Source organism: Kitasatospora sp. NPDC088742, from assembly GCF_055584905.1.
Genome location: NZ_JBVJLD010000018.1, coordinates 49,423 through 64,535, shown reverse-complemented (window position 1 = coordinate 64,535; position 15,113 = coordinate 49,423). Strand labels below are relative to the sequence as shown.

The window sequence follows — 15,113 nt, the reverse complement described above, 5'->3', positions numbered from 1 at the left end:
GCGGGGGGTCCCGCCCCCGGGGTGGGCGCCGCGGGGGGGGGGGGGGCCCCGTCCCGGGCGCCGCCCCCCCCCACCACGCCGGGGTCCCCACACCGGGGGGGGCGGGGCGCCGGGGCCGGGGCCCCGCTCCTCCGTCGTTCACTGACGGGTCATCAGCAGCTGACCGGCACGTCCAGGGTCACCGGAGTGTTGTACCAGCCGAACGAGGAGACCGAGAAGGAGGCGTGCACCGTGGAGCCGCAGGGCACGGTGCCGTTGACGCCGTCGACCTTGATGGTGGAGGCGTAGAAGGTGCGGTAGCCCTGGTAGGAGCCGATCGAGGCGCCGCCCACGACGTTGCCGTTCAGGTTGACGACGAGGTCCTTGGGCTGGATCGGGTAGCCCGGGCTCGGCGGGCCCGCGAGCGAGATCTGGCCGTAGAGCGCGACCTGGCCGCCGGTGACGTCGGCACAGACCTTGGTGTAGAGGCCCGACTGAAGGCCGTAGTTGCCGCAGGTGGTGACGGTGGTGGCGGCCTGGGCCGGGGTGGCGGCCAGGGCGAGGCCGGCGGCACCGGCGGCGACGAGCATCTTGCGGAACATGGAAGTCCCTCCCTCGACAGCGCACATGGCCCCACGCCATGTGCTGCTGCAATGTGATATTTCACTATACCCGTGAATCTGAGACTTCGTCAGATTTAACGGATGGCGATCATCCGATGACGGTGACGGCGGTCCGACAGGGGCGACAGCGGGCTGACAGCGAGGTGACAGCCGGGGCCGACAGGCTGCTGCCATGACCCGAATCGAGAACGCCGTCGAGGTGCGCGGCATCGTCAAGCACTACGGAGAGACCAAGGCCCTGGACGGCGTGGACCTGACCGTCCGTCAGGGCACCGTGCTCGGCGTGCTCGGCCCGAACGGGGCCGGCAAGACCACCCTGGTCCGCATCCTCTCCACCCTGATCAAGCCGGACGCCGGCACCGCGTACGTCGGCGGCTACGACGTACTGACCCAGCAGAACGAGCTGCGCCGCACCATCGGCCTGACCGGCCAGTACGCCTCGGTGGACGAGCTGCTCTCCGGCTACGAGAACCTCTACCTGATCGGCCGGCTGCTCGACCTGTCGGGCAAGCAGGCCAAGGCGCGGGCCGCCGAACTGCTGGAGCGCTTCTCGCTCACCGACGCCGCCAAGCGCCCCGCCAAGACCTACTCCGGCGGCATGCGCCGCCGCCTCGACCTGGCCGCCTCGATGATCGGCCACCCCAAGGTGCTCTACCTGGACGAGCCCACCACCGGCCTGGACCCGCGCACCCGCAACGAGGTCTGGGACGAGGTGCAGCGGATGGTCCGGGAGGGCTCCACCGTCCTGCTCACCACCCAGTACATGGAGGAGGCCGAGCAGCTCGCCCACGAGCTGACCGTGATCGACCGGGGCAAGGTGATCGCCAACGGCGCGGTCTCCGAGCTCAAGGCCCAGGTCGGCGGCCGCACCCTCCAGGTCCGCCCGCTCCACCCGGCCGAACTGCCGGAGATGGCCCGCTCCCTGGGCGAGGCCGGCCTGCCGTACGTCACCCTCTCCGAGGACACCGGCCTGCTCTCGGTCCAGCTGACCGACGACGAGCAGCTCACCACCGTGGTCGGCGTGCTCGCCGCGCGCGGCTTCGCGATCGCCGGCATCGACACCAAGCTGCCCACCCTGGACGAGGTCTTCCTCACCATCACCGGCAAGCCGCAGGACACCGTCCCCACCCAGACCGTCCGTGACAAGGAGCCCGTGGCATGAGCGCCGCCACCCTGAACCCGGCCGCCCCGGCCCGCACCTCCCCCGCCGCCGCGCTGCGCCACGTCGGCGCGCTGACCCGCCGCAACCTGATGCGGATCAAGGCCGACCCCGAGTCGATGATCGACGCGCTGTTCGTGCCGATCATCTTCACCCTGCTGTTCACCTACGTCTTCGGCGGCGCGGTGGCCGGCGGCCAGGACCAGTACATCCAGTGGCTGATCCCCGGCCTGCTCGGCACCACCGGGCTGAACCTGGCGATGGCCGTCGGCACCGGTCTGAACAGCGACTTCCAGACCGGCGTGATGGACCGCTTCCGCACCCTGCCGATCGGCCGGGCCTCGGTGCTGCTGGCCAAGATCGCGGCCGAGCTGATGCGGGCCCTGGTCTCCTTCACCATCCTGATCGTCTTCGCGATGATCCTCGGGCTGAAGCTGACCACCGGCTTCCTGCCGCTGCTCGGCGCGGTCGGCCTCTCGCTGCTGTTCGGCACCTCGATCATCTGGATCTCGATGCTGCTGGGCATGGCGCTGCGCAGCGCCCAGGCGGTGCAGGGCGTCTCGATGCTGGTGATCATGCCGCTCCAGTTCGGCAGCTCGATCTTCGCCCCGACCGACACCATGCCGGGCTGGCTGCAGGCCTTCACCAAGTACAACCCGCTCTCGGCGCTGGCCGACGCCTGCCGCAACCTGATCAACGGCGGCGCGCTCACCCACTCGGTGACCGTGGTCGTGGTCTGGTCGGTCGTGGTCACCGCGGTCACCGCCCCGCTGGCGGTGGCCCGCTTCCGCAAGCGGACCTGACCGCAGCGGCTAGTGCCGTGCCCGGCACTAGAAGTCCCGCACCAGGTCGAGCAGTTCGCCGGTGCCGGGGAGGCCGAGCGCCGCGCCCTCCGCGAGGGCCGCGTCGTACTCCTCCTGACCGAGCAGGGCCCGCGCCCCGGCGTGGGCCTTCTCGCGTTCCTCCCGTTCGATGAAGGTGCCGCGCGGTCCGTGCAGGGCGTCGTGCGAGCCGAGCAGCACGGCGGAGAAGCGGACCAGCGCGCGGTCGCCCCGGTGCTCGCCGACCGCCAGCAGGGTGCCGACGAAGGACGGGATCAGCAGCACCGTCATGTGGTCGGCGAACACCCCGGCCATCCCGGGCACGTCCCGCATCCGGTGCCGGCCCTGCTGGAGCACGGCCAGCGCGCCCTCCGGATCGCCGGACCGGGCCACCACCCAGCTGCGGATGCAGAGCACCAGACCGGTGAAGACCCCGGGCACCAGCGGCCCGAGCAGCTGCTGGTGCTCCGTCAGGTAGTCCAGCTCAGCCAGCGCCTCGGCGTGCTCGCCCCGCCGGCTGAGCAGCCCGCAGAGCACCAACCGCCCGAACAGCTGCGCGCCGTCCGCGCTCTGGGCCCCGGCCTGCTCCACCTCGGCCAGCGCCGCGCGGACGATCCGCTCGCCCTCCTCGGGGTCGGTCTGCATCAGCGCCTCGCCGAGCCGCACCTTGAGCATCGGCACCTCGTGGTACGCGCCCAACTCCTCGGCCAGCCCGATCGACTGACGGTACGTCCGGGCCGCCCCGGCCGCGTCGCCGTCGTTGCCCATCGCCTCGGCCTGGGCGGCCAGCGCCTCCGAGCGGCCCCAGCGGTCGCCGAGCCGGGTGAAGATCTCCAGCGCCTCGTTGGCGTCCACCACCGCCTGCGGCAGCCCGCCCACCCAGTCGTTCAGGGTGCGGGCCCGGATCTGCAGCAGGAAGGCCAGGTCGGTCTCGGTGCCGTGCACCCGGGCGCCCGCCACCGCCTCGTCCAGCAGGTCCTTCATGTTGTCCATCCGGCCGGTCAGGAAGGAGGCGAACACCCGCATCAGCGACGGGAAGCGGTAGGACTGCGGCAGCTCGGGGCCGTAGGCATCCATGATCCGCTGGGCCCGGGCCACCTGGACGGCCTGGTCCTCCCGCTCCATGCCGCCCGCGAAGGCCGCGATCAGGCGGTGGAGGTGCACCTGGCGGCGGGCCTCCGCCACCATCTCCGGCGCCATCGGCAGCGGGCGCTCCAGCGGCCCCTCCAGCAGCGGCACCGCCGCCGGGGCGTCGTCGGCGAACGGGTCGGGGCCGAGCCCGCAGACCTCGTCGTACCAGGCGGTGGCCTCGGCCCGGTAGTCCCGCATCTGCCAGTACCAGCCCATGCCGAGCACCAGGAGCAGCGCCTCCTGCTCCTCGCCCCGGTCCACCGCCCGGCGGATCGCGGCCCGGACGTTGTCCTGCTCGCGCTCCAGCAGCTGGAGCACCGTCAGCTGCCCGGGGCCGTGGATGTCGCGGTCGGCGAGGCGCACCAGCTCGCGGTGGTAGCGGATGTGACGCACCGCCACCTCGGGCTCGCCGGCCTCGGCCAGCCGCTCGCCCGCGTACTCCAGGATGGTCTCCAGCATCCGGTACCGGGGCCGCTCCCCCAGTCCGGCCACCAGCAGGGACTTGTCGACCAGCGAGAGCAGCAGGTCGGCGACCTCCTCCCGGGGCACCTCGGTGTCGTCGGAGCAGACCTCCTCGGCCGCCTCCAGGGTGCAGCCGCCGGCGAACACCGAGAGCCGGCGCAGCACCGCGCGCTCGCGCTTGCCCAGCAGGTCCCAGCTCCAGTCCACCACCGCGCGCAGGGTCTGCTGACGCGGCAGCAGGGTCCGCGAACCGGCCGTCAGCAGGGCGAAGCGGCTGTCCAGCCGGTCGGCCAGCTGACGCGGGGTCAGGCCGCGCAGCCGGGCCGCGGCCAGCTCGATGGCCAGCGGCAGGCCGTCCAGGCGGCGGCAGATCTCGGCGCAGGCGGCCGGGTCCTCGGCCGGGTCGAAGCCGGGGCGGGCGGCCGCGCCGCGCTCGGCCAGCAGCCGCAGCGCGACCTGGCCGGGCAGCGGTTCGACCGGCAGCAGCACCTCGCCGGGCACCCCGAGCGGCTCCCGGCTGGTGGCCAGCACGGTCAGCTCCGGGCACTCGGCCAGCAGCTGGTCGGCCAGCTCGGCGGCGGCCTGGACCAGGTGCTCGCAGTTGTCCAGCACCAGCAGCATCCGGTGCTGGGCGCAGTGCTCGACGATCCGGCGGACCGGGTCGTAGGTGCGGGCGGCCTCGCCGACGGCGCCGCCGGAGTGCAGCACCGTCTCGCGCAGGCCGAGCGCGGAGAGCACCGCGCCGGGCACCGCGGCCGGGTCCTCCAGCGGGGCCAGCTCGGCCAGCCAGACGCCGTCCGGCCAGCCGCCGTCGGCCTGCTCGGCGAGCGCGGCCTCCAGCGAGAGCCTGGTCTTGCCGGAGCCGCCCGGGCCGATCAGGGTGGTCAGCCGACCCGCCGTCAGGGCGCCCTTCAGGGCGGTCAGGTCGTCGTCGCGGCCGACGAAGCTGGTCAGCCGGCGGCGCAGGTTCCCCTGGGTCCGGCGCGGCGGTGCGGCTGCGGCCGGGGCCGCCGCCGGGGGCGGGGCGGGCTGGCCGTCCAGCAGTTCGCGGTGCAGGGCGCGCAGCGCCTCGCCCGGGTCGGCGCCCAGCTGCTCGGCCAGCTCGCGGCGGACCAGCTCGTAGCGCTGGAGCGCCTCGGCGGTGCGGCCGGTGGCCCGCAGCGCGCGGACCAGCAGCGCGGCCAGCGGCTCGTCGAGCGGACGGGCGTCGCAGAGTTCGGCCAGCTCGGCGGTCAGCTCGGCCGCCCGGCCGAGCTCCAGCTCGGCAGCGATCCGGTCCCGGCGGGCCTCGTCGCGCTCCGCCTCCAGCCGGGTGGCGGTGCCGCCGCGGTCGGGCAGGTCGGCCAGCGCCGGGCCGCGCCAGAGCGCCAGGCCGGCGGAGAGCCGCTCGGCCGCGCGCGGGAAGTCCCCCGCCGCCACGGCCGCCCGGCCCTCGGCGGTGAGCCGCTGGAAGTCGGCCAGGTCGTTGGCCTTGGCGGCGGTGGTCCAGTACCCGGCGGGGCCGGAGCCGATCTCCTCCCGGCCGACGGTGCGGCGCAGGCGTCCGACCAGGGTCTGCAGCGCGGCGGCCGAGTCCTGCGGCGGATCGGCGCCCCAGACCTCGTCCACCAGCAGGTCGGCCGGGACGGGACGGCCCTGGCGCAGCACCAGGGCGGTGAGCAGCGCGCGCAGCCGGGCCCCGCCGAGGGGCACGGGGGTGCCGTCGTCGCGGCGGGCCGTGGTGGTTCCGAGGATGGCGTAGTGCACCCGGCCATTCTCGGGGACGCCGGGCCGCTCTCAGGTACGAATATCCTTCGGAACCGTCGGGGATGACGGTCCGTTCACCTGTCACGCCTTGTGGGGCCCCGGACCGGCCCGGCATGATCGACCGTCACACCCGCCCCTTCCGTACCCGTCCCGCATCGGAGCCAGCCCGTCATGACCTTCGCCGAAGCCCAGCGTTCACGCCGCGAGGAGCGCCGGATCAGCCCGGTGTTCTGGGTCCTGCTGGCCACCCTGGGCACCGCCGGCTGGGCGGTCGCCACCGGTTACGGCAGCGCCCGGTTCGGGGTGTTCCTCTTCGTGGTCGCGGGCTGGATGGTCTCGCTCTGCCTGCACGAGTACGCGCACGCCCGCACCGCGCTGCACGGCGGCGACATCTCGATCGGCTCCAAGGGCTACCTCACCCTCAACCCGCTCAAGTACGCCAACGTCCTGCTGAGCTTCGTCCTGCCGGTGGTCTTCGTGATCCTCGGCGGCATCGGCCTGCCCGGCGGCGCGGTCTACATCGAACGGCACCGGATCAGCGGCCGGCTGAAGCACAGTCTGATCTCCGCCGCCGGGCCGCTGGTGAACGTGGTCTGCGCGGCCGCCCTGCTGATCCCGCTGGGCGCGGGCTGGCTGGACGACCCCTCGGTGCACGCCGAGGTGATGGGCCGTGAGCTGAACGTCTCCCCGCTGGCCGGGGCGCTAGGCTTCCTGGGCATGCTCCAGGTCAGCGCCGCGCTGCTGAACCTGCTGCCGGTGCCGGGCCTGGACGGCTACGGCATCATCGAGCCCTGGCTCTCGTACCAGACCCGGCGCAGCCTCTCGCAGATCGCCCCGTACGGCATGCTGGCGGTCTTCCTGCTGCTCTGGCAGCCGGAGGTGAACTCCTGGTTCTTCGGCGTGGTGGACGGCGTGATGGGCCTGTTCGGCGTCGACCCGAACTACGCGGCGCTGGGCGACTACCTGTTCCGCTTCTGGAAGTCCTGAGGCTCCACCGCCGCCGGCCGCTCGCAGGTGCTCGTCACCTCGACGGGTGAGCCGGTGGCGGCCGCGGCGGTCAGACACTCCATCACGTCCAGGACGTGCAGGGCGAGATCGGCCGAGGCCCGGTGCGGGGTGCCGGCCGCCAGGGCGCGGGCCAGGTCGGCGACCCCGAGGCCGCGCGCCGCGCCGGGCCGGCCGGCCGGCGGGGCGACCGGCTCCCAGGCCTCGGCTCCGGCGCGGTGCAGGGCGACCGGGCCGTCGAAGTCGTTCGGGTCCGGGACGGAGAGCGAGCCGGCCGTGCCGTACACCTCGACGTGCGGCAGCCGGGCGGCCCAGACCTCGAAGCTCATCACCAGCGTCGTGACCGCCCCGCCGTGGTGCTCCAGCAGCCCGGTGACGTGGGTCGGCACCTCGCTGCGGAAGCGCGCCCCGGCCCTCGGCCCGGTGGCCACCGCCCGCTCGGGGCGCGGGGTGGCGGCCAGCCCGGTGACCCGGCGGACCGGGCCGAGCAGGGTGACCAGCGCGCTCAGGTGGTACGGGCCCATGTCGTACAGCGGGCCGCCGCCCGGGCGGTAGTAGAACTCCGGGTCCGGGTGCCAGAGTTCGTGCCCCGGGGTGGTCATGAAGGCGGTCGCGGCGAACGGGGTGCCGATCTCCCCCGCGTCCAGCAGCGCCCGGGCGGTCTGGGTGCCGGTGCCGAGCACGGTGTCCGGCGCGCAGCCGACCCGGACCCCGGCGGCCTCGGCGGCGGCCAGCACCGTACGGGCCTCGGCGGTGGTGGCGGCTAGCGGCTTCTCGCCGTAGACGTGCTTGCCGCCGGCGATCGCGAGCAGCGCGACCTCGGCGTGCGCGGCGGGCACGGTCAGGTTGAGCACCAGGTCGACGTCCTCGGCGGCGCAGAGCTCCGCCAGGGTGGTGGCCCGCGCGCCGGCCCGTCCGGCGGCGGCCGCGGCCCGGGCCGGGTCCAGGTCGGCGACGGCGGTGACGGTGGTCTCCGGCTGCCGGGTCAGCGTGTCCAGGTAGACCGCGCTGATCTTCCCGGCCCCGACCACCCCGACCCGCAGCGGGGCGCTCACTCGGCACCCCGGGCGGCCCAGTCCATGCCCTGACGCAGCATCAGGTCTGCCTGCGGGTGCGCCAGGTCGGCCAGGGCGTGCCCGAGCACGGTGACGAAGACCCGCCCCGCGCCCCAGCTCCGGGCCCAGGCGACCGGCATCGTGACGCCGGCCAGCTCGGGGTGGTCCGGGTCGGCGGTGAACTCGGTGACCGCGAGTGGGACCACCGCCGGGTCGAGGTGCAGGTAGTACTGCTCGCTGGTCAGCTCGAAGGGCGCGACCCCGGCCGTGGCCGGGTGCTCCCCGACCGGCGTGACCAGGTAGCGGACGTGCTCCCGGGGGTGGTAGACGAACTGACCGCCCGTCATCAGCTGGTACTCGGCGCAGTCCCGGAAGGCGTCCACGATCCCGCCGTGCCACCCGGCCAGCCCGGTGCCCGCCCGCACGGCGGCCGTCAGCCCGGCGGCCTGCGCGTCGGTGATCGCGCCCATGGTCCAGCACTGCACCACCAGGTCGGTGCCGGCCAGCAGCTCCGCGTCCAGGTAGCTGTCCAGGGTGTCCGAGACGGTCACCCGGTACCCGTCCCGCTCCAGCCGCTCCGCGTACCGGTCCGAGGCCGCGACCGGCTCGTGCCCGGCCCAGCCTCCCCGTACCACCAACGCCGTCCGACCCGTCCGTGCCATTCGCCCTCCCTGGCCGCCGCAACAGTGAAATGTTACATGGCACAGCGGATTCGAACAGGGGCCGCTCAGCCCTGTTCGGCGGCGGCCTTCTCCACCTTCGCCCGGCGCAGGTAGTACCAGGCGATGTTGCTGGACACCCCGGCCATCAGCACCCAGACGACCCCCAGCCAGGTCCCCTGCACGAACGACACCACCGCGGCGCACACCGCCAGCACGAACACGATCGACGCATACAGGGCATTACGGGGCATGACGCGGAACTCCTCGGCCGGGACTCGGGACGCCGTCCATTCTCGCCGACGGCCCGAGCGCTCCCGGCCACGGGTGCCGAGGGCCGGTCAGACGTCGGTGACGCGCAGGCCGGCGTGGGCCTTGTAGCGGCGGTTCACCGAGATGAGGTTGGCGACCAGGCCCTCGACCTGGTGGGCGTTGCGCAGGCGGCCGGCGAAGATGCCGCGCATGCCGGGGATCAGCGAGGCCAGGGCCTGGACCAGGTCGGTGGCCTCGCGGTCGTCGCCGAGGACCAGGACGTCGGTGTCGATCCGCTCGACCTCGCGGTCCTGGAGCAGCACGGCGGAGAGGTGGTGGAAGGCGGCGGTGACCCGGGAGCCGGGGAGCAGCGCGGCTGCCTGCTGGGCGGCGCTGCCCTCCTCGACCTTGAGCGCGTACGCGCCCTGCTTGTCGAAGCCGAGCGGGTTGACGCAGTCCACCACGATCTTCCCGGCCAGCTCGGCGCCGAGCTCGGCGAGGGTGGCGGCGTGGCCGTCCCACGGCACCGCGACGATCACGATGTCGCTCTCCCGGGCGCAGGTCGCGTTGTCCGCGCCGCGCACGCCGTAGCCGGTCTCGGCCGCCGCGGCCTCGGCCCGCTCGGCGGTGCGCGAGCCGATCACCACCTGCTGGCCGGCCCGGGCCAGCCGGTAGGCCAGGCCGCGGCCCTGGTCGCCGGTGCCGCCGAGGACACCGACCACCAGGCCGGAGACGTCGGGCAGGGCCGGGGCACCGACGGGCGGGTTCACTGAATCGTGGGAAGTCATGCCGGAATCCTGCCAAACCCGGTGCCTCCTCTCCATGCTGACGGTCCATGGACGCGATGAGAGTTTCGGCACTCCGGGCCGCCCTGGCCGGGACGGGCTGGGTCGAGGAGGCCGGGGAGTTCGCCGGGACGCTGCGCCGGGCCACCGGCCGGCGCACCGCCTCCGGCCTGCTGCTGGTCGGCACCGCGGCGTACGAGCCCTGGCACCTGGCCGCCCATCTGGAGGAGGAGGCCTCGCTGACCGGCCTGCCCGGTCTGGCGCCGACCCTGCTGCGGCACCGGGTCGAGCCGCAGGCCCCGGCCCATCTGGCGCACGGGCTGCGGCGGTTGACGGAGGCCCGGCGCGGGGCCACCGTCCTGCTGGTGGCCCCGGCGGAGGCCGGGGCGCCGCTGCTGGAGCGGGTCCGGGACGCCCGCCGGGGCGGGGCCACCGTGCTGGCGCTGGACGGCGGGGACGACGGGCTCGCCGGCCTGGCGCACGAGCGGCTGACCGTCCCGGCCGCCCGTCAGGCCCCACCGGAGGAGACCGAGGGTCCGTTCGAACTCGTCCAACACCTCGTCAGTTCCGCCGCCGGGCCGCCCTCCCGGCTCGGGCGGCTGGCCCGGCTGGCCGAGCGGCTGGCGGGCTCCCCGCTCTCCCGCTGGTAGTCCGACCCGCGGGCCGATCCACCCGGGGCGGCCGAAAATCGCTTGCCCCGCGGAAACGCACCGTCGCAGCATGGCTCAACGTGACTTCCGAACCCCCTGACGCTCCTCCCCCGTCCATCTGGCAGCGGATGCGCCCCGACCTGACCCCGTGGCGCTCCTCCCGGGACTTCCGGCTGCTCTGGAGCGCCGGGTGCGTCTCGTCCTTCGGCAGCTTCCTGACCTACGTCGCGCTGCCGCTGCAGATCAAGCACCTGACCAACTCCCCGGTCGCGGTCGGCCTGATCGGCGCGGTCGAGCTGGTCCCGCTCATCGTCTTCGGTCTCTGGGGCGGTGCCCTCGCCGACGCGCTGGACCGGCGCAAGCTGGTGCTCGGCTCGGAGGTCGGCCTGCTGCTGCTCTCCGGCCTGCTGCTGCTGAACGCGCTGCTGCCGAACCCGGTGCTCTGGCCGGTCTACGTGGTGGCCGCCCTGGTCGCGGCCGCGGACGGCCTGCAGCGGCCGGCCCTGGACTCGATGACCCCGCGGATCGTCCCGCACGACCAGCTGACCGCCGCCTTCACCCTGCTCTCGCTCTACCGCAACGCCGCCTCGGTGGCCGGCCCGGCGCTGGCCGGGGTGATCGTCGCGGTCGCGGGGGTGGAGACCGCGTACGCGCTGGACGTGATCACCTTCGCGGTCTCGCTGGTGCTGCTCCACCGAATCCGGGCGGTGCCGCCGTCCACCGGCGCCGAGAAGCCCTCGCTGAGCGCCATCGCCAACGGCATCAAGTACGCCTGGGGCCGCAAGGACCTGCTCTCCACCTACGTGATCGACACCGTGGCGATGCTGTTCGCCTTCCCGGTCGCCATCTACGCCTTCTGGGCCTCCGACCTGCGGGCCGACTGGGCGCTCGGCCTGATGTACGGGGCCACCGCCGCCGGTGCGCTGGTGGTCTCGGCGACCGGCGGGTGGACCTCGCACGTACACCGGCACGGCCGGATGCTGGTCTTCGCCGCACTCGGCTGGGGCGTCTCCATCGCCCTGGCCGGCCTGGTCGGCAACGTCTGGCTGGTGCTGCTCTGCCTGGCCCTGGCCGGCGGCGCCGACCAGGTCAGCGGCGTGGCCCGGTCCACGATCTGGAACCAGTCCATCCCGGACGAGTTCCGCGGCCGCCTCGCCGGGGTGGAGCTGCTCAGCTACTCGGTCGGCCCCCAGCTGGGCCAGGCCCGGGCCGGCGGGATGGCCACCGCGATCGGCGTCCGCGGCTCGGTCTGGGCCGGCGGACTGGCCTGCGTGGTCGGCGTGGTCGCGCTCACCGCGGCGGTGCCGCGGCTGCTGCGCTACGACGACCGCACCGACGAGCACGTGGCGGCCGTCCGGGCCCAGCACGCGGCGCAGGCCGCCGAGCGCGACGCGCTGGCGGCCTGACGGCACGTCACTTCTCCTGCTCCCCCTCGGGGGTGTCGTTCCACGCCGGGTCGTTCTTCCACTCCCGGTTCCGCTCGGCCGCCGTCTCCAGCGCGTGCGCCGCCTCCTCGCGGGTGGCGTACGGGCCGAGGCGGTCCTTGGCCGGGCACTCCGGGCCCTCCTCGACCTTGCCGTGCTTGATGCAGTAGAACCACTCACCGGGCTTCCCGGTGGGCTTGCTCCGTCCGAACGCCATGTGTTCCTCCTGGTCTCGTGCAGTGATCATTTCCCATCGGGCGGCTTCGCACGCACTGCCGAGCCGGATGATCCCCGGCCGATAGACTCCGGCCATGGCTCTCGTACCCGGCATCCAGTCCCCCACCCGCAAGGTCCCGGCGCACATCCCGCGCCCGGAGTACGTCGGCAAGCCGAAGCCGGCCCCGTACACCGGCCCCGAGGTGCAGACCGCCGAGACGGTCGAGAAGATGCGGATCGCCGGGCGGATCGCGGCGGAGGCGATGGCCGAGGCGGCCAAGCTGATCGCCCCCGGGGTGACCACCGACCAGCTGGACGCGGTGGCGCACGAGTACATGTGCGACCACGACGCCTACCCGTCCGACCTGGGGTACCGGGGCTTCCCGAAGTCGGTCTGCACCTCGGTCAACGAGGTCATCTGCCACGGCATCCCGGACTCGACCGTGCTCCAGGACGGCGACATCGTCAACATCGACGCCACCGCCTTCATCCACGGCGTGCACGGTGACCTGAACGCCACCTACCTCTGCGGCGACGTGGACGAGGAGTCCCGCCTGCTGGTCGAGCGCACCCGCGAGTCGCTCGACCGGGCGATCAAGGCGGTCAAGCCGGGCCGTCAGATCAACGTGATCGGCCGGGTGATCGAGTCCTACGCGAAGCGCTTCGACTACGGCGTGGTCCGTGACTTCACCGGCCACGGCATCAACACCTCGTTCCACTCCGGCCTGATCGTCCCGCACTACGACAGCGAGCGGGCCACCGAGGTGATCAAGCCCGGGATGACCTTCACCATCGAGCCGATGCTCACCCTGGGCACCTACGACTACGAGATCTGGGAGGACGGCTGGACGGTGGTCACCAAGGACCGCAAGCGCACCGCCCAGTTCGAGCACACCCTGGTGGTCACCGCCGACGGCGCCGAGATCCTCACCCTCCCGGGCGAGGGTTTCTGACGCGGCCGCACCCGCGGACGACGAACGGCGGACGGGCCTCGGGCCCGTCCGCCGTTCTCGTGCTTCCGCTGCGTCCGCTGACTCCGCTGACTCCGCGTCAGCCGATCAGCCACTGCTCCTGGGCCACCGCGCCGACCTCGGTGCAGGCGTCGGTGAGCACGTCCAGCACCCGCAGCGCGTCCGGCAGCGGCAGCTCGGGGCCGCGCAGCCAGCGCACCTGGGAGCCGTCCGGCAGCGAGGCCGGGGGCAGCAGGGTGTAGGAGCCGCGGCAGTGCCAGCGCAGGCCAGGGTGGTCCGACATGGTGTCAGGAGTGCTGTCCAGCACGCTCGGCCACCACTCGTCCTCGTCCACCGGGGTGCCCCGGGTGGCGGTGAAGAACAGGTACCTGTCCTCGCCGACGGCGGCCACCGGACCGTGCACCCCGAGCGCCTCCAGGCGCTCCAGGGCCAGCCGGCCGGCCTCGGCCGGGACGTCCAGCACGTCGTGGGCGCGGCCCGTGGCGGTGACGAAGTTGGCCTGCGGGTCCCGGGAGAGCCAGCGGGCCAGCTGCTCCGGGTCCACGGTGGCCTGGGTCTGCCAGGCGAACGAGACCGGGTGCTGGGCCGGAGCCGGACAGCCGACCCGGTCGCACGAACATCGATGCCCCGCCGGATGCGCGGCCGGCGCCAACGGGAAACCCGCCCGCACCGCCTTGAGCAGCAAGTCCAGCCTGCCGGCCGGATCGCCCCCCGTACCCGGCCCGGTCCGCTCGCGGTCACGCCGCTGCCACCAGGCCGTCCACCTGCTGCTGGCTTCCATCGGACCCCTTCCACACCTGCTGTAGCTGCCGTGCCTGGTGTGACACAGCGACCGACGCAAACACCCGACGCAACGCCGGAGCCCACCCCGTTGCTTCCCCGGGGCACGGTCGGTCCGGCAGCTTCGCCGTGGGCCGGAGCCGGTGTCGCCGGACGGCCGAGTCGCCCGGGGCACGGTTCGAAGCGGGCCCCGACGGGGCCCGCGTACCAGGGAATTCCCAGGGGCGTACAGAGCAGGATAAGGGTGTCGGGGGGGCCGTTCGGACCGTGGGCGGTGCTGCGCTGGTCACACCACCCGTCACGCCGGCTTCCTGACACCTCCACCGAACCGTCACACCGGGCGCCGCCCCGTAGGCTGAGCTGCGTGAAGAGCGCGGACACCCCCTTCGTCGGCGGCCCCCTGGACGGTCGGAACATCCCCGTCGGGCTGACGCCGTTCAGCAACGTCCCCAAGGTCTACAAGGTCCCGGTCCCCGCACACGGGGACACCCCTGCCGTCACGCTGGTCTACCGGCGCGCCAAGGAGTACGACCCCAAGGGCCGCTGGCGCTGGGTCTACGAGTACCAGGACCCCTCGGCCGCCCTCGGGGACTGACGGGCCGTCACGCCTCCTCGGCCAGGATCAGGTAGAGCTTCTTGCGGGCCTCGGTGAGCACCGTCAGGCCCTTGGACCGCTGCTCCTCCGTCCCGGTGGCCATCACCTGACGGATCGCCTGCTCCACCGCCCCGAGCGCCTGCCCGACCTCCTGCACCGCCTCCCAGTCCGCCCCCCGGCCGGCCTGCTCCCACGGGTTCGGCGCCCCGGCCTCGGCCTCGGTGCGGCCCTGCTCGGTCAGCTCGAACAGCCGCTTGCCGGAGGCCTCGCTGCCCACGATCAGCCCCTCCTCCTCCAGCAACTGGAGCGTCGGGTACACCGACCCCGGGCTCGGCCGCCACGCCCCGCCCGAGCGCTCACCGATCTCGGTGATCATCTCGTAGCCGTGCATCGGCCGCTCCCGCAGCAGCGCCAACAACGAGGCCCGCACATCCCCCCGCCGAGCCCTCCCCCCACGCCGCCCATGCCCGAACGGCCCCCCGGGCCGACCCCCACCCCCATGCCCGAACGGCCCTCCGGACCGCCCACCACCGAACCCACCGAACCCCTCCCGCCGCTCACGGCGACGGCCCTCTCCCCTGTCGTATCCATTCCCACGCATGGTGATCACTCACTTTCGTCGACGTTGTCATCGAGCCATCCCGATACTTCGACGATATATCGCCAACTATCGCTCGTCAACGGCCGAGCATCCCTCCGCGACTGTTGTGTGACAGCGAACTTGGACGGCGTGCCACTGAAGTCGGATCGAGCACGGTTCGTGACAGTGAAGTTGGATCAAGGTTGGCAGCGAATGGCCG

16 protein-coding genes are annotated in these 15,113 nt (G+C 73.5%); 7 read left to right on the top strand and 9 right to left on the bottom strand.

All coding sequences use genetic code 11. From position 1 onward, the window contains the following. Positions 1 to 152 precede the first annotated feature (152 nt). Positions 153 to 581 (bottom strand): hypothetical protein, encoded by a 429-nt coding sequence (locus tag ACZ6ZR_RS16580; RefSeq protein ID WP_465642840.1) that lies wholly within the window; start codon positions 579 to 581, stop codon positions 153 to 155. Between the two features lie 193 nt (positions 582 to 774). Between ACZ6ZR_RS16580 and ACZ6ZR_RS16575 the strand changes: the two genes are divergently transcribed. Both ACZ6ZR_RS16575 and ACZ6ZR_RS16570 read left to right on the top strand, forming a co-directional pair. Continuing rightward, positions 775 to 1,764 (top strand): ATP-binding cassette domain-containing protein, encoded by a 990-nt coding sequence (locus ACZ6ZR_RS16575; RefSeq protein WP_465642838.1) that lies wholly within the window; start codon positions 775 to 777, stop codon positions 1,762 to 1,764. Next, positions 1,761 to 2,564: an ABC transporter permease gene (locus tag ACZ6ZR_RS16570; RefSeq protein ID WP_465642836.1), complete on the top strand. Its 804-nt coding sequence runs from the start codon at positions 1,761 to 1,763 to the stop codon at positions 2,562 to 2,564. The genes ACZ6ZR_RS16575 and ACZ6ZR_RS16570 overlap by 4 nt, the downstream gene beginning before the upstream one ends. 27 nt (positions 2,565 to 2,591) lie before the next feature. On the opposite strand, the gene ACZ6ZR_RS16565 is transcribed toward ACZ6ZR_RS16570, so the two are convergent. Next, positions 2,592 to 5,921 carry an AfsR/SARP family transcriptional regulator gene (locus ACZ6ZR_RS16565; RefSeq protein ID WP_465642834.1) on the bottom strand — a complete coding sequence of 1,110 codons (3,330 nt, stop codon included), beginning with the start codon at positions 5,919 to 5,921 and terminating at the stop codon, positions 2,592 to 2,594. A gap of 171 nt (positions 5,922 to 6,092) precedes the next feature. Here ACZ6ZR_RS16565 and ACZ6ZR_RS16560 point away from each other — a divergent pair, with 171 nt between their 5' ends. Beyond that, a complete protein-coding gene (locus ACZ6ZR_RS16560; RefSeq protein WP_465642832.1) occupies positions 6,093 to 6,908 on the top strand; it encodes a site-2 protease family protein in 816 nt (271 codons plus the stop codon). On the opposite strand, the gene ACZ6ZR_RS16555 is transcribed toward ACZ6ZR_RS16560, so the two are convergent. The 4 genes from ACZ6ZR_RS16555 to npdG all read right to left on the bottom strand — a co-directional run bounded on the left by ACZ6ZR_RS16555 (position 6,881) and on the right by npdG (position 9,680). Next, the gene (locus ACZ6ZR_RS16555; RefSeq protein ID WP_465642830.1) at positions 6,881 to 7,981 is read right to left on the bottom strand and encodes a Gfo/Idh/MocA family protein; all 1,101 of its coding nucleotides are present in this window, start codon (positions 7,979 to 7,981) and stop codon (positions 6,881 to 6,883) included. The two genes, ACZ6ZR_RS16560 and ACZ6ZR_RS16555, sit on opposite strands and share 28 nt — an antisense overlap. Further along, on the bottom strand, positions 7,978 to 8,643 hold the full coding sequence (locus tag ACZ6ZR_RS16550; protein WP_465642828.1) for a ThuA domain-containing protein: 666 nt from the start codon (positions 8,641 to 8,643) through the stop codon (positions 7,978 to 7,980). The genes ACZ6ZR_RS16555 and ACZ6ZR_RS16550 overlap by 4 nt, the downstream gene beginning before the upstream one ends. 65 nt (positions 8,644 to 8,708) lie before the next feature. After that, positions 8,709 to 8,894, bottom strand: coding sequence for a hypothetical protein (locus tag ACZ6ZR_RS16545; protein WP_465642826.1), 186 nt, complete (start codon positions 8,892 to 8,894; stop codon positions 8,709 to 8,711). Positions 8,895 to 8,981: 87 nt separating this feature from the next. Beyond that, on the bottom strand, positions 8,982 to 9,680 hold the full coding sequence (gene npdG / locus ACZ6ZR_RS16540; RefSeq protein WP_465642824.1) for an NADPH-dependent F420 reductase: 699 nt from the start codon (positions 9,678 to 9,680) through the stop codon (positions 8,982 to 8,984). A gap of 47 nt (positions 9,681 to 9,727) precedes the next feature. Here npdG and ACZ6ZR_RS16535 point away from each other — a divergent pair, with 47 nt between their 5' ends. Together ACZ6ZR_RS16535 and ACZ6ZR_RS16530 are read left to right on the top strand one after the other, a co-directional pair. Then, positions 9,728 to 10,327, top strand: a complete 600-nt coding sequence (locus ACZ6ZR_RS16535) for a hypothetical protein (protein ID WP_465642822.1) — start codon at positions 9,728 to 9,730, stop codon at positions 10,325 to 10,327. Between the two features lie 80 nt (positions 10,328 to 10,407). Then, complete coding sequence (locus tag ACZ6ZR_RS16530) at positions 10,408 to 11,733, top strand: MFS transporter (RefSeq protein WP_465642820.1); 1,326 nt, start codon at positions 10,408 to 10,410, stop codon at positions 11,731 to 11,733. 7 nt (positions 11,734 to 11,740) lie between these two features. On the opposite strand, the gene ACZ6ZR_RS16525 is transcribed toward ACZ6ZR_RS16530, so the two are convergent. Further along, positions 11,741 to 11,968, bottom strand: a complete 228-nt coding sequence (locus tag ACZ6ZR_RS16525; RefSeq protein ID WP_465642818.1) for a hypothetical protein — start codon at positions 11,966 to 11,968, stop codon at positions 11,741 to 11,743. A 94-nt stretch (positions 11,969 to 12,062) separates the two neighbouring features. On the opposite strand from ACZ6ZR_RS16525, the gene map reads away from it, so the two are divergent. Continuing rightward, positions 12,063 to 12,920, top strand: a complete 858-nt coding sequence (gene map / locus ACZ6ZR_RS16520) for a type I methionyl aminopeptidase (RefSeq protein WP_465642816.1) — start codon at positions 12,063 to 12,065, stop codon at positions 12,918 to 12,920. 97 nt (positions 12,921 to 13,017) lie between these two features. On the opposite strand, the gene ACZ6ZR_RS16515 is transcribed toward map, so the two are convergent. Then, positions 13,018 to 13,719: a bifunctional DNA primase/polymerase gene (locus tag ACZ6ZR_RS16515; protein ID WP_465642814.1), complete on the bottom strand. Its 702-nt coding sequence runs from the start codon at positions 13,717 to 13,719 to the stop codon at positions 13,018 to 13,020. 363 nt (positions 13,720 to 14,082) lie between these two features. Between ACZ6ZR_RS16515 and ACZ6ZR_RS16510 the strand changes: the two genes are divergently transcribed. Continuing rightward, on the top strand, positions 14,083 to 14,313 hold the full coding sequence (locus tag ACZ6ZR_RS16510) for a hypothetical protein (protein WP_465642812.1): 231 nt from the start codon (positions 14,083 to 14,085) through the stop codon (positions 14,311 to 14,313). A gap of 7 nt (positions 14,314 to 14,320) precedes the next feature. On the opposite strand, the gene ACZ6ZR_RS16505 is transcribed toward ACZ6ZR_RS16510, so the two are convergent. Further along, positions 14,321 to 14,704, bottom strand: coding sequence for a PadR family transcriptional regulator (locus tag ACZ6ZR_RS16505; protein ID WP_465642810.1), 384 nt, complete (start codon positions 14,702 to 14,704; stop codon positions 14,321 to 14,323). Between the last annotated feature and the right edge of the window lie 409 nt (positions 14,705 to 15,113).